This window comes from Polaromonas sp. P1_F6, from assembly GCF_056405695.1.
Map to the genome: position 1 here is coordinate 167,095 of NZ_JBFUBQ010000005.1, position 18,836 is coordinate 185,930.

19 protein-coding genes are annotated in these 18,836 nt (G+C 58.3%); 11 read left to right on the top strand and 8 right to left on the bottom strand.

Annotated elements, in window-relative coordinates; all coding sequences use genetic code 11:
* The 4 genes from minC to AC1DY9_RS16215 all read left to right on the top strand — a co-directional run bounded on the left by minC (nt 1) and on the right by AC1DY9_RS16215 (nt 3,855).
* Entirely contained in the window at nt 1–801 is an 801-nt protein-coding gene (gene minC / locus AC1DY9_RS16200; protein WP_477667032.1) for a septum site-determining protein MinC, read from the top strand.
* A gap of 144 nt (nt 802–945) precedes the next feature.
* The gene (gene minD, locus AC1DY9_RS16205) at nt 946–1,764 is read left to right on the top strand and encodes a septum site-determining protein MinD (RefSeq protein ID WP_348046637.1); all 819 of its coding nucleotides are present in this window, start codon (nt 946–948) and stop codon (nt 1,762–1,764) included.
* Nucleotides 1,765–1,768: 4 nt separating this feature from the next.
* Nucleotides 1,769–2,065, top strand: a complete 297-nt coding sequence (gene minE, locus AC1DY9_RS16210) for a cell division topological specificity factor MinE (RefSeq protein ID WP_457281879.1) — start codon at nt 1,769–1,771, stop codon at nt 2,063–2,065.
* An 83-nt stretch (nt 2,066–2,148) separates the two neighbouring features.
* A complete protein-coding gene (locus AC1DY9_RS16215) occupies nt 2,149–3,855 on the top strand; it encodes an ABC1 kinase family protein (RefSeq protein ID WP_457281880.1) in 1,707 nt (568 codons plus the stop codon).
* Between the two features lie 95 nt (nt 3,856–3,950).
* Here the strand turns inward: AC1DY9_RS16215 and AC1DY9_RS16220 are convergent, their stop codons facing one another.
* On the bottom strand, nt 3,951–4,787 hold the full coding sequence (locus tag AC1DY9_RS16220; protein WP_477667033.1) for an inositol oxygenase family protein: 837 nt from the start codon (nt 4,785–4,787) through the stop codon (nt 3,951–3,953).
* A gap of 121 nt (nt 4,788–4,908) precedes the next feature.
* Between AC1DY9_RS16220 and AC1DY9_RS16225 the strand changes: the two genes are divergently transcribed.
* Both AC1DY9_RS16225 and AC1DY9_RS16230 read left to right on the top strand, forming a co-directional pair.
* The gene (locus tag AC1DY9_RS16225; protein ID WP_477667034.1) at nt 4,909–5,733 is read left to right on the top strand and encodes an alpha/beta fold hydrolase; all 825 of its coding nucleotides are present in this window, start codon (nt 4,909–4,911) and stop codon (nt 5,731–5,733) included.
* Nucleotides 5,734–5,861: 128 nt separating this feature from the next.
* On the top strand, nt 5,862–6,710 hold the full coding sequence (locus AC1DY9_RS16230; RefSeq protein ID WP_477667035.1) for an alpha/beta hydrolase: 849 nt from the start codon (nt 5,862–5,864) through the stop codon (nt 6,708–6,710).
* A 25-nt stretch (nt 6,711–6,735) separates the two neighbouring features.
* Here AC1DY9_RS16230 and AC1DY9_RS16235 read toward each other — a convergent pair whose 3' ends face one another.
* The 4 genes from AC1DY9_RS16235 to AC1DY9_RS16250 form a co-directional block, all read right to left on the bottom strand.
* The gene (locus AC1DY9_RS16235; protein ID WP_477667036.1) at nt 6,736–6,951 is read right to left on the bottom strand and encodes a hypothetical protein; all 216 of its coding nucleotides are present in this window, start codon (nt 6,949–6,951) and stop codon (nt 6,736–6,738) included.
* A 245-nt stretch (nt 6,952–7,196) separates the two neighbouring features.
* Nucleotides 7,197–8,006 (bottom strand): alpha/beta fold hydrolase, encoded by an 810-nt coding sequence (locus AC1DY9_RS16240; protein WP_477667037.1) that lies wholly within the window; start codon nt 8,004–8,006, stop codon nt 7,197–7,199.
* Between the two features lies 1 nt (nt 8,007).
* The gene (locus AC1DY9_RS16245) at nt 8,008–8,199 is read right to left on the bottom strand and encodes a hypothetical protein (RefSeq protein ID WP_477667089.1); all 192 of its coding nucleotides are present in this window, start codon (nt 8,197–8,199) and stop codon (nt 8,008–8,010) included.
* Nucleotides 8,200–8,512: 313 nt separating this feature from the next.
* Nucleotides 8,513–8,926, bottom strand: coding sequence for a VOC family protein (locus tag AC1DY9_RS16250; protein WP_477667038.1), 414 nt, complete (start codon nt 8,924–8,926; stop codon nt 8,513–8,515).
* A gap of 194 nt (nt 8,927–9,120) precedes the next feature.
* Between AC1DY9_RS16250 and AC1DY9_RS16255 the strand changes: the two genes are divergently transcribed.
* The 5 genes from AC1DY9_RS16255 (at nt 9,121) to AC1DY9_RS16275 (ending at nt 14,882) form a co-directional block, all read left to right on the top strand.
* Entirely contained in the window at nt 9,121–9,669 is a 549-nt protein-coding gene (locus AC1DY9_RS16255) for a very short patch repair endonuclease (protein WP_477667039.1), read from the top strand.
* Nucleotides 9,620–11,158, top strand: a complete 1,539-nt coding sequence (locus AC1DY9_RS16260; RefSeq protein ID WP_477667040.1) for a DNA cytosine methyltransferase — start codon at nt 9,620–9,622, stop codon at nt 11,156–11,158. The genes AC1DY9_RS16255 and AC1DY9_RS16260 overlap by 50 nt, the downstream gene beginning before the upstream one ends.
* Before the next feature lie 290 nt (nt 11,159–11,448).
* Nucleotides 11,449–13,299 carry a hypothetical protein gene (locus AC1DY9_RS16265; RefSeq protein ID WP_477667041.1) on the top strand — a complete coding sequence of 617 codons (1,851 nt, stop codon included), beginning with the start codon at nt 11,449–11,451 and terminating at the stop codon, nt 13,297–13,299.
* On the top strand, nt 13,289–14,161 hold the full coding sequence (locus tag AC1DY9_RS16270; RefSeq protein ID WP_477667042.1) for a hypothetical protein: 873 nt from the start codon (nt 13,289–13,291) through the stop codon (nt 14,159–14,161). Before AC1DY9_RS16265 ends, AC1DY9_RS16270 begins: the two co-directional genes overlap by 11 nt.
* A complete protein-coding gene (locus tag AC1DY9_RS16275; protein ID WP_477667043.1) occupies nt 14,145–14,882 on the top strand; it encodes a DUF6339 family protein in 738 nt (245 codons plus the stop codon). Before AC1DY9_RS16270 ends, AC1DY9_RS16275 begins: the two co-directional genes overlap by 17 nt.
* A 192-nt stretch (nt 14,883–15,074) precedes the next feature.
* Here the strand turns inward: AC1DY9_RS16275 and AC1DY9_RS16280 are convergent, their stop codons facing one another.
* The 3 genes from AC1DY9_RS16280 to gyrB form a co-directional block, all read right to left on the bottom strand.
* Nucleotides 15,075–15,683 carry a 3'-5' exonuclease gene (locus AC1DY9_RS16280; protein WP_477667044.1) on the bottom strand — a complete coding sequence of 203 codons (609 nt, stop codon included), beginning with the start codon at nt 15,681–15,683 and terminating at the stop codon, nt 15,075–15,077.
* Nucleotides 15,684–15,814: 131 nt separating this feature from the next.
* Nucleotides 15,815–16,072: a DUF3297 family protein gene (locus AC1DY9_RS16285; RefSeq protein ID WP_477667045.1), complete on the bottom strand. Its 258-nt coding sequence runs from the start codon at nt 16,070–16,072 to the stop codon at nt 15,815–15,817.
* A 27-nt stretch (nt 16,073–16,099) separates the two neighbouring features.
* Complete coding sequence (gyrB, locus tag AC1DY9_RS16290) at nt 16,100–18,724, bottom strand: DNA topoisomerase (ATP-hydrolyzing) subunit B (RefSeq protein WP_477667046.1); 2,625 nt, start codon at nt 18,722–18,724, stop codon at nt 16,100–16,102.
* Nucleotides 18,725–18,836: the final 112 nt, after the last annotated feature.

Consider the following 18,836-nt stretch of genomic DNA (forward strand, 5'->3'; position numbering starts at 1 on the left):
ATGACTGTTGCCATACAGGCCACCACCCCCGCCACCTTCGAAATCAAAAGCGCCAACCTGCCCCTGGTGGCCTTGCTGCTCAAGTCCACCGACCTCGTCGCCCTGGCGCAAGAGTTGCAGGCCCGCTTTGGCGACATTCCCGACTTTTTCGACCAGGACGCGCTGATGATCGACCTCTCGCCCCTGCAGTCCGCCGCCGCGCGCAGCGGACGGGCGGTGGGCGACATCGACTTCCCCGCCCTCATCACCCTGCTGGGCAGCTACCAGCTGGTGCCGCTTTCCGTGAAGGGCGGCAACCCCGCGCAAATGGCGGCAGCGCTGCAGGCCGGGCTGCTGCCCGTGCCCGACGCCCACCTGCTGCCCGACCGCCCCACCGCAGCAGCACCCGCACAGCAGCAACAGCCAGCACCCCCCGTGGTGGTGGCCGCGCCCGCCGCCGCCCCGCTGGGCGCCCTCGTGGTCGACAAACCCCTGCGCTCGGGCCAGCAGGTGTATGCACGCGGCCGCGACCTGGTGGTGCTGGCCATGGTCAACGCCGGCGCCGAAGTCATTGCCGACGGCCACATCCATGTGTACGCGCCGCTGCGCGGCAAGGCCATGGCCGGCGCACGCGGCAACACCGAGGCACGCATTTTTTCGCTGGCGCTGGAAGCCGAGCTGATTTCGATTGCCGGCGTGTACCGCACCGCCGAACACCCGCTACCCGAAGGCCTGGCAGGCCAGCCCACGCAAGTGCGGCTGGTGCCTGCCGAAGAGGGCCAAGAGGGCGACCGGCTCGTCATGAACGTGCTCGCAGCCTAGCAATATGGCCCCCACGCTTTTCACTCCGCCTTCGGCTACGTGTAATGCGCTGCCCCCCGAGGGGGCGCTGCGCCTGCGGCCCGGCAAAGCCGGTTCCGCGGCCCCGGCTGAAATATCTATCGCTTTCAAAAGGACTTTTATCTGATGGCAAAAATCATTGTGGTCACCTCCGGCAAGGGCGGCGTGGGCAAAACCACCACCAGTGCCAGCTTTGCAACCGGTCTGGCGCTGCGCGGGCACAAAACCGCGGTCATCGACTTCGACGTCGGCCTGCGCAACCTCGACCTCATCATGGGCTGCGAGCGCCGCGTGGTGTACGACCTCATCAACGTCATACAGGGTGAAGCCACGCTCAACCAGGCGCTCATCAAGGACAAGCAGTGCCACAACCTCTTTGTGCTGGCCGCCTCGCAAACCCGCGACAAAGACGCACTGACAAAAGCCGGCGTGGAGAAAGTGCTGAAAGACCTGGGCGAGATGGACTTCGAGTACATCGTCTGCGACTCCCCCGCCGGCATTGAAACCGGCGCGCTCATGGCCATGCACTTTGCCGACGAAGCCCTCATCGTCACCAACCCCGAGGTCTCCTCGGTACGCGACTCCGACCGCATCCTCGGCATGCTTTCAAGCAAGACCAAACGCGCCATCGACGGCGGCGACGCCATCAAGGAACACCTGCTCATCACCCGCTACAACCCCGGCCGTGTCGACCAGGGCCAGATGCTGTCGCTCGAAGACATCCAGGACATCCTGCGCATCAAGCTCATCGGCGTCATTCCCGAATCCGAATCCGTGCTGCAGGCTTCCAACCAGGGCGTGCCGGCCGTGCACATGAACGGCAGCGACGTGTCCGAAGCCTACAAGGACGTGGTCGACCGTTTCCTCGGCGACAAGGACAAGCCCATGCGTTTCATCGACGCGCAAAAACCCGGCCTCTTCAAGCGCTGGTTCGGGGGGAAATAAAACGATGGCGTCCTTCCTGTCCTTTTTTCTCGGTGAAAAGAAAAAAACTGCCAACGTCGCCAAGGAGCGGCTGCAGATCATCCTGGCGCACGAGCGCACAGGGCGCGGCCATGAGCCCGACTACCTGCCCGCGCTGCAGCGCGACCTCATCGCCGTGATCGCCAAATACATCCGCATCGACCCCCACGACATCAAGCTGCACCTGGAGCGGCAGGACAACCTGGATGTGCTGGAAGTGAAGATCGAGCTGCCCGACAAGAAGGAAAAAACCGGCGCTTCCGCCGCAGCAGCCCGCAAATAGCACCCGCCAGAAAACCCGCCGCACTTGCCCCGCAATTGACAAAAGGCAAGCCCGGCAACACAACTCAGGGCTATCATCATTCGATGTTGATCGAGACCTTCGGTGCTGCGCGCGACATGGCACGCCTGGCGGAAATCGCCGGTGTGCTGATTCGCCACGGCTTTGGCGACAGCGTGCGGCGGCTCGGCCTGGCCGACAAGCTCGAGCGTGCCGGCCATGCGCTGCACTGGGGCCATGTGGCAGACCTTGCCCGCATCAGCCCGCCCGAACAGGTGCGCCTGGCGCTTGAAGAGCTGGGCCCCACCTTCGTCAAGCTCGGGCAGGTGCTTGCCGGCCGCGCCGACCTGTTCGGCCCCGAGTGGATCACCGAGTTCGAAAAACTCCACAGCCATGTTCCGCCCGTGCCGCTGGCGCTGTTGCTGCCGCAGCTGCGCGAAGACCTGGGTGGCGAGCCTGAGGCTGTCTTTGCCCGCTTTGACACCACGCCGCTGGCCGCCGCCTCGATTGCGCAGGTGCACCGTGCGCAGCTGCATGACGGCACTGAAGTCATCGTCAAGATCCGCCGCCCCGGCATCACTGAAGTCATCGACGCCGACCTGCGCCTGATGGACCGGCTGGCCTCGCTGGCCGAAGCCGAGCTGTCCGCGCTCAAGCCCTACCACCCGCGGCAGCTGGTGCGCGAGCTCGCCAAGTCGCTGCGCCGCGAGCTCGATTTAGCCGCCGAATGCCGCCATGCCGAGCGCATCGCCCTCAACATGGCATCGCTGCCCTACATCGTGATCCCGCGCGTGCACTGGGCCCACACCGGCCTGCGCATCAACGTGCAGGACCTGGTCGACGGCGTGCCCGGCAGTGCGCTGGACCAGCTCACGCCCGAAGCCGGCTTTGACCGCAGCGAACTTGCCCGCCGCGGCGCCCACGCCGTGCTGAAGATGATTGTGGAAGACGGCCTTTTCCACGCAGACCCGCACCCCGGCAACGTGTTTTACCTGCCCGGCAACGGCATCGCCTTTATCGACTTCGGCATGATCGGCCACCTGACCGAGCGGCGGCGCGAAGAGCTGCTGCAACTGCTGCTGGGCCTGGTCGAACGCCAGCCGCAGGCCGTGGCCGACGTGCTGCTCGACTGGACGAGTGACGAGCATGGCACCAACCTCTCCCAGCTGGAGGGCGAGATTGAAGCCTTTGTCGACCAGTACCACAGCACCCCGCTGGCCCAGCTCAGCCTGGGGCAAATGCTGTCCGACGTCACCGCCATCCTGCGCGATCACCACCTGGGCCTGCCGCCCGACCTGGCGCTTCTGATCAAGGCTTTTATCTCACTCGAAGGCATGGGTCGCGGTCTGGACCCGGGCTTTCACATGGCCACCGAAGCCACACCGCTGCTGCAGCAAATGGTGCGCGCGCGTTACGAACCCGCGGCACTTGCCAGCCGCGGCTGGCAAACACTGAGCCGCGCGATGGCGCTGGCCGGCCAGCTGCCGCACGACTTGACGCGCCTGCTGCGCAACGCGCGCCGCGGCCGCGTGCAGGTAGGCATTGAACTGGCCCACCTCAAACGCGTGGGCGACCAGCTCGACCGCGCCGCCAACCGGCTGGCCATGGCCCTGGTGATTTCGGCGCTCATCATCGGCTCGTCCATCGTCATGACCGTCAAGGGCGGCCCCACGCTGTTTGGTTTGCCGGCGTTCGGGTTTGTCGGTTTTATGGGCGCCATGGCCGGCGGCCTGTGGCTGGTGCGGGCCATCTGGCGCAGCAGTCGCGGCCGCAACAGCGACGACGAGAACTGAGCAGCGCTATCTTTTCAGGAGCTGCTCGCGCACACTCCTAAAGGCTTACAGGCCTTTTTTACTCAAGAAAGCGCGCCTTGCCGCCCGCGGGGAAGCTACAGCTTGAGCTGCGCCGGCAGGTACTTCGCCATCAAATCGTCGTAATACGGTTTGAGCTCGGCCAGCACCGGCGGCCTGTCGTTCTTCGAATAGAGATCGTAGGGGTTGAACTTCTGCACCCATTCCATATGCGCCGCATCCTGCGCATCCGTCAGGTGGCCGTACTGACCCTCGCGGTGCCAGGCGTAGAACGAGTGGTAGCGAATCATGTACAGCGCCGGCATCGGCAGGTGCGTTTTCAGCAGCTGGTACAGGTATTCGTCATGCCCCCAAGACATGTGCACCGCGTCCAGCCCGCAGCCGGGGGCATACACGCCGTACTCGCTGTTGTAGCGCGCATCCGTGCTGTCGGGGTTCAGCGCAAAGTATTCGGGGTAGACGATGCGGTCTGAAAATTTGCAACCCACCGGAAAGGTGTCGCCCACCACGGCCCACTGCGGCTCGCCGAACAGGCACAGCACCTTGCCCAGGTCGTGAATGAAACCCGTCAGCACAAACCAGTCGGGGTGGCCGTCGGCGCGAATCGCTTCGGCGGTTTGCAGCAGGTGGCTGATTTGCGGCAGCTCGATGTCCGGGTCCGACTCATCGACCAGCGTGTTGAGGAATTCCAGCGCGGCCCAAGGCGTCATCTCGCGCTGCGAAAACGCCAGCCACTCGGCTTTTTTGCGCTGCACAAAATCGTAGGTCTGGTTCTGGTGGTTGTTGCGGTAGAAGGTCCGCACGCGGTCCAGCCCGGGCTGTGCGTAGTCGCGGTAGGCCGCACGGGCAGGTTCACTGGCCAGCAAGGGCGTTGCCGGGGCGTTGGGGGTGGTTTGCGGCATGACGGCGTTCATCGTGCCATTGTAGGAAGCCCGGCCCCTGCGTGCAAACCCGGCTGTCGCAACGGTTTGCCGCGGGTATATTGGGCCCGACCTCGATCCAACCCGCCCCACCCGCCACCGCCCGAAAGGCTTTATGCACCGCAGACCGTTCCACCGCCTGATGGCCATCGGCCTTCTTTTTGCGTCAGCCCTGCTGGCCGGCGCCGTCCACGCACAAGACGGCAACCCCAAAATCGGCGTGCTCATGCTGCACGGCAAAAACCCCGGCAGCAACAACGACCCCAATATGAGCCGCATCAAGCCGGTGCTGGAAGGCGCAGGCATGGTGGTGCTTTTCCCCGACATGCCCTGGTCGCGCACCCGCTACCTGGACGGCAACTGGGATAAGGCCATGGCCGAAATGGCCACGCATGTCAAAGCCCTGCGCAGCCAGGGCGCAACGAAGATCGTGATCGCCGGCCACAGCATAGGCGTGCCCGCCGCCATGAGCTTTGCCGCGCGTGGCGGCGACGTGCAGGCCCTGGTGCTGCTGGCGCCCGGCCACGTGCCCGTGAGCTACTACCGCGTCCTGCAAAACACCACAGTGCGCGAAAGCGTCGACGAAGCCCGCAAGCTGGTGGCCGACGGCAAGGGCGATTCGCGCGAACGCTTTACCGACATCAACCAGGGCAAGCAGCTGCCCGTGGCGGCCACCGCCAAAGACTATTTGAGCTACTTCGACCCCGCCTCTGACGCCGAAATGGGCGTGACCGCGCCCCGCATCCCGCCCGGCACGCCGGTGCTCACGGTGGTGGGCGACGAAGACTGGATCAGCAAATTCGCCAAGACCTACTTTGCCGACAAGCTGCCCGCCAATCCCAAAAGCCAGTACCTCGAAGTCAAGGCCAACCACCTCACCACACCGGTCGTGGCCAGCGAAGCCGTGGTGCAGTGGATCAAAACCGCGACAGCACCATGAAGCGCAGGAACGCCAGCAGCGCTCACCATTCATGCTATTAGTTTGATAGCTGCTTGCGCACGACCTGATTGGGTTTCAACCCTATTTTTTTTAAATAAATCCCGGAACGCCCTCACACAAACCCAACCATGACACCGCATTCATCCGCACGGTACCTGTGGCTGCGCCAGGCACTGCCCGCTTTCCTGCTGGTGTGCATAACCGTGGCCGGGAACGCACAGGCGCAAAGCACACCCCGCGTGGTCGACATTCCCACCCGCCCCGGCATCACCCAGCGCTTTGTCTACATTCCGCCGGTCAACTCCACCACGCCTAACTCCGCGCCCAAGGCCTCCGTCATCCTGTTCGCCGGCGGCCATGGCGGTTTGCAAATCAATGACAACGGTGGTTTCACTCGGGGCGGCAACTTCCTTGTGCGCACGCGCCAGCAGTTTGCAGACGCCGGTTTTGCGGTCACGGTGATTGACGCGCCGTCAGACAAGCAGTCGCCGCCCTTCCTGGCTGGCAACAGGCAAACTCCCGAACACACGGCCGACGTGCTGGCCGTCATCGCCTGGCTCAGGCAGCAGGCGCCCGTGCCCGTGTGGCTGGTGGGCACCAGCCGCGGCACGCAGTCAGCCGCCTACATCGCCACGGAGGCGGCACCGGCGCAAGGCGGCCCCGACGGCCTCGTGCTCACGTCCACCATGCTGACCGACAACACCGGCCGCGCCGTGCCCAAAATGCCGCTGGAGAAACTGACGATTCCCGTGCTGGTCGTGCACCACGAACAAGACGGCTGCAAGCTCTGCGCCTTCAGCGACATGCCGCAGCTGATGAACAAGCTCGCCAAAACACCCAAGGCCGAGCTGCTGACCTTCACCGGCGGCCAAAGCCGGGGCGACCCCTGCGAGGCCATGGCGTACCACGGCTATAACGGCATCGAGGCCGAAGTGGTCGGCAAGATCAGCCGCTGGATGGCTACGGCCAGGCCCTAGGGCGTTACGACCGCTTGGGCCGCATTCAAGCCTGTTCGGGCTGGTCCAGCAGCTTGCCGTTCGGGCTGTTGCCCGCGGCGGTTTGGTTGAGTGACAAGCTCACGCCCGCCCGCTTCTGCACCGTGTCTACCGCATCCGGGTCAGGCGCCACGCTCCAGGCCATGGCGGTGGTCAGCACCACCAGCGAAGGAATGGCCCGCAAATAGCGCGGGTGAAACAGGAAGTCGGCGATCTTTTTCATGGCGGGCCTTTCCGGGCGATGTCTGCAGGTGGTTGCCCCGCAGAAAAAAACAAGCGTTCATCCTGCGCCGCCAAACTTAGGGCCATGCGTCTGCCACGTTGCGGTTTGTAAGGAAATGCCTCAACGGCAGGTAAAGACGCGAACAGCGCCGTTGCCGGGAATGCCAAGCGCTATGGTATTGATAGCCGCTCGCGCAAGCACTGCTTGGGCTGCAACCACTTTTCGTAATGAAAATGGCCGTTATTTCATTCCAGAAACCGGTTCACGCACGCCATCACCCCTTCGGCCTGGTCCTTGTGCGCCTCATGGCCGGCAAACGGAATGTTCAGCAGCTTCGCGCCGGGCACCTGTTCCGCCAGCTCAAACACACTGGCGCGCGACACCAGGTGGTCTTCATCACCACGAATCGCCAGCAAGGGGCAACGGATCTGCTTGACGCACTCGCCCGGGTAGCCGCTGGGGCCGTCGTCCAGCCACATCGGCACGACGGCATCGATCAGCGCCCCAAAGTCGGGCTGCGGGTTGACCTCGTTGTACAGCGCCACCGACTCAGGGAATTTTTTCGTCCAGCTTTGCGCCGTAACCCCGCCCAGTAGCTTGCGCACCGGGTCGTCGGCCTTGAGCATTTTGTCGGTGCCAATGGCAACCAGTTTGTCGATCCGTGACGCAGTTTGCGCAGCCATGCGCAACGCCGTGATGCCGCCGTCGCTAAAACCCACCACGCAGCAGCGCTCAATGCCCAGGTGCTTCAGCACAGCAGCGGCGTCAAGCGCCAACCGCTGGTAGGTCACGCCCGCCGTGCCCAAGGTTGACTTGCCGTGGCCCCGGCTGTCGATGCCGATCACGCGGAAGCGCTTCTGCAGCAATGGCAAGACGCTATTGAAGTCCTTCATCGTGCCCAGCCCGCCGTGCAGAAACAGCAGCGGCGGGTCGGCATCATCACCGTGAACTTCATAGTAGATCTTCGCGCTGTCCAGCGTCAGGTGGTCGCCGCTGTGGTGATCAAATTCGCCGGCCTTCACCCCCGCCGCGCGGCTGAACGTGTCGGCAGCCACGTCAGCGCCCCGTGCTGCCGCGGCGCGACTGCAGCTGGTTGCTGCCGCCCACATGCGACTCCCGGTCGCTGCGGCTGTTGGCCGTGCGCTGGCCTTCGTTCTTTTGCGTGGGCTTTTGTTCACCCATCTGGTTGAAGTCGTTTTCAACCTTGCCGCCGTGGCCGGATGCTTTGGGTGTGCCGTCTTGCTCCATCGCGCCGCCGGCCTGGTTGCGGGCGTCCTCAGGCGCGAGTTGTTTGCTCTGCTTGTTTTTTGCGTTCTGTTTGTTCGGCATGGTCTGTCTCCAGATAAAGGGGTTAAACAAGGGCCAGCGCGCAAACAAAGGCAACACCAACCCGCGTAACAACCATTCTGAAAACCCCCAACACCCACCCATGTCAGACAGCGCCCCGTACCCAAGCGCGACAAGGCGAAGGAAAAGCAACCAGGCTTGCTATGAATTAAATAGCTGCTCGCGCACGTTCTGCTTGGCCCAACGGTCCATTTGGCTTAAGGCCAGCGTTACATCAACCCGCAGATGTATCCGAAAACTGCGCCTCAATCTTGTGGCCATCCAGGTCGCGCACAAAGCAGCCGTAATACTGCGGCCCATACAGTGGCCGTGGGCCTGGCGCACCATCACCCTGCCCACCCAGTTCCAGCGCCTTGGCATAAAACGCATCCACCTGCGCCTTCGACACAGCCAGAAAACCAAAGTGCGAGCCATTGCCCACATGCGCCTTGCCGCCGTCATGCGGCACACCCACCCAGAACTCTGGATACGCCCGCCCAAAAGCTGCGGCGCCGGGGTGCTCCATCACCTTGCGAATCCCCAGCGTGCCCAGCACCGCCTCATAAAAGGCCTTGGCACGCGCGAAGTCATTGGTGCCAATTGAGACGTGGGAGATGATGCTTTCGGGGAGGGAGGGGGTGTTGGGCATAGGCGTTGGTCCTTGTTGATTGGAAAAGAAAAGCTTAGCGACGCTGATATAGCTTGGCAATGATTCGGCCCCGTGAAGCCTATGGCTACAGATCACCATGCATCCAAAAGCAAAGGCTGCTAAGCTAAAAATCATGACTCCTCGATCGAACCACGACCACCTCGCCACAGAGCGCGCACGACTAGGAGTACGACATGGTTGACGTTGTTGATCAAGCGACACGCAGCCGCATGATGGCCGGAATTCAAGGCAAGGACACCAAGCCGGAAATCCTCATCCGCAAAGCCCTTCATGCAAAAGGATTCCGATACACCCTCCACGCTAAGGGCTTGCCTGGCAAACCAGACATCGTGATGCCCAAATGGCGAGTCGTAATTTTTGTCCACGGCTGCTTCTGGCATTTACACGGCTGCGCGTTGTCAAAGATGCCTTCAAATAACGCCGAATTCTGGGCCACCAAGTTAACCAGAAACAAGCACCGTGACGACTCGGTAAAACAACAGCTGAGCGCCTTGGGATGGCGTACTGCAACCGTTTGGGAATGTGGCACACGCGGTAGCGTCGCGCTAGTGCATTTCCCAAAATTGATCGATCACCTGGCAGATTGGATCCGCAACCAGGCAGAATCACGTTATTTGGAATTAGGCGCGACTACCTCGCCTCACAACCCCACTTTTCACCCTGCCAACCTTCATGACATTCAAATTAATAGATCTGTTCGCTGGCCCCGGGGGCCTCGGTGAGGGCTTTGCATCTTTAAACAAGGGTGAAACCTTCGAGATTGCTATTTCAGCGGAAATGGAAAGCAGCGCTCACAAGACGCTGACCATGAGAAGTTTCTTTCGCCATGCCAAAAAAGACTCCAAAGCATTGGCTGCGTACTACAAATTTTGCAACAGCGCTGCAGCACCTCACCCTAAAGATGTTTGCAAAACACTTTGGGCGCTGGCATCAGACGAGGCTCGACAACTAACCTTGGGAGAACCAAGCGACAACGCAACGCTGGACGAAGCGATCAAGCAGAAAAAACTAATTGAGGGAAATACAGTGGTTATCGGCGGGCCGCCATGCCAAGCCTACTCACTGGTGGGCCGCTCTCGCAACATGGGCAAAGAAGAATATGTGGCCGAGGAGGACCATCGACATTTTCTCTATAGGGAATATCTTCGAATCCTGCACAAGACAAAGCCCGCGGTCTTCGTAATGGAAAACGTAAAAGGCATCCTGTCGGCAAAAATCAACGGCGACCTAATCTTCCATGACATTCTGAAAGATCTCTCTGACCCTGGAAAGGCTTTGAAAAAAGACGACCGTGTCCGCTACAAGATTTACTCCTTGGTTACCGATACATGCTTTGAACCAGGCATGGATCCCACGACTATTGACGCCAGAGACTTCATTATTCGAGCCGAGCAATATGGCATTCCTCAGGCTAGACACCGGGTAATTCTTCTGGGGGTCAGAACGGATCGCAATTACGGTGGTGGGCACTACTTGACAAAGGTCGCACAGCGAAACGTGGATGATGCAATCGGCGACCTTCCAAAACTAAGAAGCAAGTTAAGTCGCGATGACAACCCGAAGGAATGGCGAAAGGCAGTCGCAAATATTGCTTCGGCGCTAATTGAAGAGGCTCAGAAAATTAGCGATCCCTCCTTGGTTGAACGAATGCAACTGGCCGTTCGAAATCTTTCGCCCGCCCTAGATATCGGATCATTGCGGTACTCTAAAAAACCTCCAACCGCAGGGGGCGATCTATACGCAAAATGGGTCCGTGACAACGAGATTACGGTATGGCTAAATCACGAAGCCCGCTCGCATATGTCCGCAGACTTGGGAAGATACTTTTATGCGGCAGCCTTTGCCGGCGAGTATGGGTATTCGCCCAAAGGTCACCAAGAGTTCGCGTTGAAAGGTCTCGCTCCCGCGCATGCAAATTGGAAGACGGGGAAATTTGCCGACCGCTTTCGAGTCCAACGCTATGAATCTCCCAGCACGACCGTCACAAGTCATATCTCCAAAGACGGACATTACTTCATACATCCAGATCCCTCACAGTGCAGAAGCCTGACAGTTCGCGAGGCTGCGCGGCTGCAAACGTTCCCTGATAACTACTTTTTTCAAGGCAATAGAACACAGCAGTTTCATCAGGTCGGCAATGCGGTCCCGTCGCTCTTAGCAAATCAAATCGCGTCACTTGTGCGCGATGTGCTAACAAGTTTCACTAGGTAGAGCTGATAAAAAAAACAGTATTGTCATTGAACTCTTTGTTGCCTACATTCATTTACACCTCGTATACGAAGAACAACAATTGAGTCTTAAGAGGCAAAGACAGCGTGCAGCTCTTAGCCTAATAACTAAGGCGGGCGACGAGATCTACGGCCCGGTCTTACTTTCCACTACTTGCTTATCGGCACACACATGTGCGCCAACAATGGTTTGTGCCTCAGGCGAAAATTAGATGACTTGCGAAGCTTAAGCATATATATCGGTTATTCAAAAAAAATCCCAGGAGGTCGCAAATGCCGGAAGTGAGATTTTTAACAAATGAAGCGAGCAAGGTAGAGGGGCTAGCTTACGCTGGGTTCGAAACATTCAAAGGTTCCCCATATACGAGCTGCGCGCGCGAAACCGGTCAAAACAGTCGCGACGCAGCAACGACGAAACCCGTTTGCGTCCACTTTAGTCTCCTCGTTCTCAATCGCGATGAAGTTCCCTTTGCCGACGAGCTTGAACACGCGATCAAGTGTTGCCTAAAAAATCCTCACGACGACAAGACGAAGCTACATCTAGAACGAGCGCTTCAGACAATTAGTTCGTCTCAAATCAAAGTGCTCAAAATTGCTGACCGGAATACGACCGGTCTCACCGGTCCGACCACAGACCCCAAGTCTATTTTTGCCGCCCTTGTAAAGGGTGATGGCGTAACAAACAAGCCCGACGTAACCTCTGCGGGCTCCTTTGGTATTGGAAAAAATGCTGCGTTCGCTGTATCGGACCTGCAGACGGTAATCTATTCGACCGTATATGAGGACATCAGCAAAGGCTCAAGTGGTTCGTTGCTATTTGCCGCCCAAGGTCGCCTTCGCCTAATCTCGCATACTGATGGTGCTAGAAATTTGTCAGCGGAAGGATATTGGGGACTCCCCAATTTTCACGCCATAGAAGATATGTCGGCAGCCCCAGAGTGGATACGGCGAGATGAGGTTGGTACATCCATCTTTTCTGTGGGGTTTCGCGAGCAAGACCATTGGATAGAGCGAATGTCTCTGTCCCTAGCAACGAATTTCTTCCTAGCAATTCATCGCAGAGAGATCGAATTTGCGGTCGGCTCAGACACTCACATAAATCATGGCTCGTTGAGATCCACACTTAATTCGTCTGTCTTGGAAGAAACGGCCTCTGCCGCTGACCAGTTAGAGGATTTGCGGAGAGCTAGAAGACTGATGGACTGCATCGAATCCGAAACGGCCACGCAGCATGAGATTGAAGTCCCGGGCTTGGGCGATTTCACCCTCCATCTCCTAATTAAAGAGGGAACTCCACGGGAAGTACATGTGCTTCGAAACGGCATTTACATCACTGATAACTTCGGGAAATTCTCTGAGCCAATGCGTAGGTTTCCTGGCGTTCGAGAATTTACTGCCCTTCTAGAACCATCAATAAAAAAGAACGGCAATGAGCCAAGTTCTCTATTAAAGCAGCTTGAAAACCCAGCGCACGACGCTTTTGAGCCTGATCGAATCGTTGATGAACAACTCCGTGAGGAGGCCAAGAAACAGATAAAGCTTTTACTTAAAAAAGTGAGAGAAATTATCCGCGCCAACGCAAAAATTGAAGATCTGAGCAGTAGTCATCTCGATGAACTCTCCTACCTTTTTGCCGATAGCGGATCGGGGACAAAAAAGGACCATGAGGAAGATCCTGGGCGCTTCGTCTACGGAGATGCACGCCGCGGGAGACGAGCGCCACCGCCGGGTGCGGCTCGCGGTAAAGGCGGCAAGGGCGGCGGCGGAGGCGTCCGAGAGAAGCGAGGTGTCAAATCTACCAAAAAGCCGCATCCCGCTGCCGCCCTACAAGGACTACGTTCGACCCTTCCCAACACGTCCGATTTGCGTAAACGAAAAATATTCTTCACACCTGGCTGCGATGGAGAAATACAGCTAGCGGTAGCCGCCGTGGGACTTAGCGGCGACGTAACGCTTTCCGTAGCGAGCTCATCACTTGGTGTCACGGCCGACGGGAACGTCACGGTTCCAGTTAAAACAGGCCTCCGTGTAGAGCTTGAGGTAACTTTGATAGATCCCTATCCTGGCCCCATTGAACTTATCGTTTTAAGTGCAAAGACCGGAGCGTCTAAAAATGAAGATTAGTGAAACTACAAGCTTTCCATTTCCGGTGCTTGCGCCGTGGTCTGACGACATCGAGGGTGCCACGATCTCAGCCGAGATAAAGTTTCGTGAGGAAAGAGAAATTAGCCAGGTAACATTGCATTGCGCCGCAATTGTTACCCAGCCTGAAATTGCTGAACTGATTCACAAGGGCGTAGCTACTTTTGGCTGCTATGTGAAGTGCATTGAAACAGGAGTACGACGCCTGCAACCAATGAGTTTTCCCACCGGATTGCATGATTTCGCACCAGGTGCGCTACTTGGACATGTTCACATACGACCAATGGTGTGGACGGTTTCTAACCTGCATGGCTATAAACCAACGGGGCTCCACCCCGAGTACCTTGGTGATTTTGATATCGGTCCCGGTGTGATATTAGCGCTAGACGAAGAACAAATAATCGAGGTCAGCAGGCCGCCATTGCCGAGCGTCGAATCAATATTCGAAATCAAATCATCCGCGGAAATTGCTGAAGGCAAATTTGAAATAGATTCGGCTTCAGATCGAGTAATCGTTCGAATGAACCCAAAAACCTACGATCTTGTTCAGAGGCTACGACACTTTGATGAAGCAACTCGCGTCGTTATTAAAAACAGCCTATACATCCCGATGGTTATGCAGGTACTGTCCGATCTTTCCGAGACAGGTTTCGAGTCTTTCGAAAAGTACCGATGGCTGCACCCATTCCGCACCAGATGTGAGCAACTTAGGATAGATGTGGAAAAGCTCGACCTACTTTCAGATGCTCAAGCATTGCTTGAAAATCCCTTTGCGACGCTAGCAATGCTAGCTGAAGACGGGGAAGAACCATCAGATGAGGCACAGCATGATGCGGCCACTTAAATTTTTATCTAGCGGAATGGTTGATAAGCTTTCCACCGATATATCACCAAACTTAGATCGATACATTGACACAGACTTTCTCGACTTGACCGCGGAAAGCGGGTGGGCCTTGGAAACAGACAAGGCTTTTGTAAATGAAGAACTGCTTGCACAATTGAGTCCGGAAACAACTCCGGAGGCGGAAGCAAAAAACTCTCTGAAGGTTTATCAAGCTCTTGCCGGTTTCACGCCGGCGATGGCGAGAGACGAAAGAATTTGGGCAAGGCTATGTCACGTTGAAACACTGAACTACGTAAGGGCTCGTTGGCTTAAATCCGGCAACCTGGAGTCACGAATCAGAAGTCACTTCTTTGCAACTGGAATTCCTGGTTGCCGTGATGACAATGCCATTGGACGGCTTTGGTGGAATGCTCACGTCGCCAAACTTGCATGCCCAGACAACCTCGAACTCGGTCTCTCTCGGCTTCTATCGCGGGCAAATATACGACTTCAAATTATCGACCGTGCTGATACGGCGTTTCGTCAGCCCCTTGTCGCTGGAATTTTTCGAAAACTAGCCGATGGATGGTTCCAAAGCTATGACGCGGCAATTGCTGACTTCATGCTTGAGGTCAACAAATCTAGTGGGGGCATCATTTTTGAAGCATTAAACACGGAGCAAATAGACGCTCATCTGAACTTCTGCTTAGACACAGCCCAACGTAAGAAGGAAGCCACTTAGCATCCTGCGCTACCCACCTAGCAAGTGAGTGCGGCAGTATCCATTGAGCCGAGCTACGTCAAAAGCTTTGTTCAATGCATCAAGCGCTAACCACAACTCACTAGTTGCACTTCAGCGTCGCGGCTACTTGTTGACTCAACGAAATTCACCCCCTGAGCGGAAGAGTTCCTAGTCAAACGCTTTAAATCTGCGTCACACCGCATGCCGAGCAATAAACGCAGAAACCGCGGGCTTTGCACATCGTTGCAAGCCCATAAGTACCGAATGATCCGTTTTTGCAAAACGGTGCCGAGTCCGCAAGTCAAGCTGAATCTGCCCCAACAAAGAAGCCGCCATCTCTGCATCAGTCATCGCCCTGTGCGCGCGACCTGCTTTCGGCAGGCGGTGATAGTCCACCAGCACACCGAGCTTGTGGCTGGGTGCCTGGGGATACAACCTTCTCGCGACTAGCATGGTGCAGGCGAAGGGTTGAGTGGCCTGCTCTCCCGCACGGTTGAGTTCAGCCTCCCAGAATCTGCGGTCAAACGAGGCATTGTGGGCCACCATGGGTGCGTTGCCTACGAAGCGGTTGGCTTCTGCCATTACTTTCTCGGCTGCGGGTGCGGCAGCGATCATTGCGTTGCTGATGCCTGTCAGGCTTTCGATGAAAGACGGGATGTAGCGCCCTGCATTCATGAGGCTTTGAAACCTGTCGACCACCTGGCCGTGCTCGACCAGCACGATGGCAACTTCGGTCGCGCGGTCACCCATCGCGGGTGACAGGCCTGTGGTTTCAAAGTCGATGACGGCGATGCGGCTCATGGGTTTAATGACTTAAGTGACTGCTCCAATGAAAAACACCATGAAGTTCACCCGCGGGAGGTTGAAGCTTCATGGTGTTGATCAATACCAGGTTAAAGAGTGACGGACCTGGCGAGCATTCACTGATTCACTTATTTGTAAAACGACTCAACACGCCCTTTGAGCTTGATCATCAGCGGGTTGCCCTTGCGGTCGACCTTGTTGCCGACGGGTACCTTGATCCAGCCTTCGCTGATGCAGTACTCGGCGACGTCGTTGCGTTCTTTGTCGTTAAAGCGGATGCCGATATCGTGCTCAAAGATCGCTCTGACGAAGTGCGGGCTTCGCTCGTCAGTAGAGAGGTGGTCGGGCAGCGCCGGGCGCTCTGCTGTTTTGATTTCTTCGGTCATGGTGTCAAGTAAGAACTGAGTGGTCGCTTAAACGTCGATGTTGGCGGCGCGCAGGGCGTTCTGTTCAATGAACTCGCGGCGTGGTTCCACTTCGTCGCCCATCAGCATGGTGAAGACGTGATCGGCTTCGATGGCGTCGTCGATCTGTACGCGCAGCAGGCGGCGCACGGTCGGGTCCATGGTGGTTTCCCACAGCTGGGCGGGGTTCATCTCGCCCAGGCCTTTGTAGCGCTGGCGTGCGGTGGCGTTTTCAGCCTGGCCAATCAACCAGGCCATGGCCTGGCGGAAGTCGCCAATCTTTTCTTCCTTCTGGCGCTCGCCTTCGCCGCGCATGACTTTCGCGCCTTCGCTGATCAAACCGCGGAAAGTGGCGGCTGCATCGGCCAGGGTGGAATAGTCGGCGCCGTGCACAAAGTCTTGTGTCAGCACGCTGCTCTTCACGTTGCCGTGGTGGCGGCGGCTGATGCGCAAGATGGGTTTGTCGGTGCGGGTGTCAAACTCGCCGGCCACTTCGGCGGGGGCGCCGGTGGTGTTGAGCTCGCGCAGCTTGGCCTGTAGTGTCACGGCCGACACTTCAGCGTCGGCCACAGTGTCGAGGTTCAGGCTCACGCCGTCGGCAATGGCGCGCAGGGCTTCTGCGTCCATGAAGCCGCGCAGGCGGGCAATTACCGATTCAGCCAGCTGGTGCTTGCGGGCTAGTTCGGCCAGCGTCTCGCCCGTCAATACCGTGCTGCCTTCAGCGCCGGTTTGCACAGACGCATCTTTCAGCGCAATGCGCAGCAGGAAGCCGTCAAGCGCTGCGGTGTCTTTGAGGTACTGCTCTTCCTTGCCGGCCTTGACCTTGTACAGCGGTGGCTGCGCAATGTAGATGTGGCCGCGCTCAACAAGCTCGGGCATCTGGCGATAGAAGAAGGTGAGCAGCAGCGTGCGGATGTGGGCGCCGTCAACGTCGGCGTCGGTCATGATGATGATGCGGTGGTAGCGCAGCTTGGCGACGTTGAAGTCGTCGGTGCCTGGCGTGCCGCCAATGCCGCCGGCCTTGCCGATGCCGGTGCCGAGCGCGGTGATCAGCGTCAAGATTTCATTGCTGGTCAACAGCTTTTCGTAGCGGGCTTTTTCAACGTTCAGGATCTTGCCGCGCAGGGGCAGGATGGCCTGGAACTTACGGTCGCGGCCCTGCTTGGCGGAGCCGCCGGCGGAGTCACCCTCGACCAGGTAGATCTCGCACATGGCGGGGTCTTTTTCCTGGCAGTCAGCGAGCTTGCCGGGCAGGCCCATGCCGTCGAGCACGCCTTTACGGCGCGTCATGTCGCGCGCCTTGCGGGCGGCTTCGCGGGCACGGGCGGCTTCAATGATCTTGCCAACGATGATTTTTGCGTCGTTGGGGCGCTCTTGCAGGTAGTCGTGCAGCAGGCGGCTCACGATGTCTTCAACCGGGCCGCGCACTTCGCTGGAAACCAGCTTGTCTTTGGTCTGGCTGCTGAATTTTGGCTCTGGCACCTTCACGCTCAGCACGCAGCACAGGCCTTCGCGCATGTCGTCGCCGGTGACTTCAACCTTGGCTTTCTTGGCCAGTTCGCTGTCGTCGATATATTTGTTGATGACGCGGGTCATGGCGGCGCGCAGACCCGTCAGGTGGGTACCGCCGTCGCGCTGGGGAATGTTGTTGGTGAAGCACAGCACTTGCTCGCTGTAGCCGCTGTTCCACTGCATGGCGACTTCAACACCAATGTTGGTGCCCTGGTCGCTCTGGCGGTCGCCCATGGCGTTAAACACGTTGGGGTGCAGAACCGTCTTGCCTTTGTTGATGAACTCAACAAAACCTTTCACACCGCCGGCGCCGGCAAAGTCGTCTTCCTTGCCGCTGCGCTCGTCTTTGAGGCGAATGCGCACGCCGTTGTTCAAAAAGCTCAACTCGCGCAGGCGTTTGCTCAAGATTTCGTAGTGGAAATCGTTGTTCTCTTTGAAGATGTCGGTGTCGGGCAGGAAGTGGACTTCAGTGCCGCGCTTGTCGGTGTCGTCCATGACTTTCATCGGCGACACATCAACACCGTTGACTTGTTCGATGATGCGGTTTTGCACAAAGCCGCGTGAGAACTCCATAACGTGCACTTTGCCGTCACGGCGAATCGTCAGGCGCAGCATCTTGCTGAGTGCGTTGACGCAGCTCACGCCCACACCGTGCAAGCCGCCTGAAACCTTGTAGCTGTTCTGGTTGAACTTGCCGCCGGCGTGCAGCTCGGTCAGGGCTATTTCAGCAGCCGAGCGCTTGGGCTCGTGCTTGTCGTCCATCTTGATGCCGGTCGGGATGCCACGGCCGTTGTCGGTGACGCTGACGGAGTTGTCGGTGTGGATGGTGACGACGATGTCGTCGCAGTGGCCGGCCAGTGCTTCGTCAATCGAGTTGTCAACCACCTCAAACACCAGGTGGTGCAGGCCGGTGCCGTCAGAGGTATCGCCGATGTACATGCCGGGGCGCTTGCGCACGGCCTCCAGGCCTTCCAGGATCTGGATGGAGCCTTCGCCATAGGCTTCGGACGCGCCGGCCTGGTTGGTATCGATCTTGGGCTGGAAATTGGAGCTTCCCTCGCCTGCGGCGCCGTCGTTGACGTTTACCTGATCGGCTTCGTTCGGTGTGTTTTCTTCAGTCATAGCCAGCTTTATTTCCGATCTTTTCTCGAATTGCTTCGATTTCTTCAATCTCTTGAATGACCAAACCCGCGGAGAGTCGCGGGTCTGGTTGTTGGTTAGCGTGTGGTCAGCG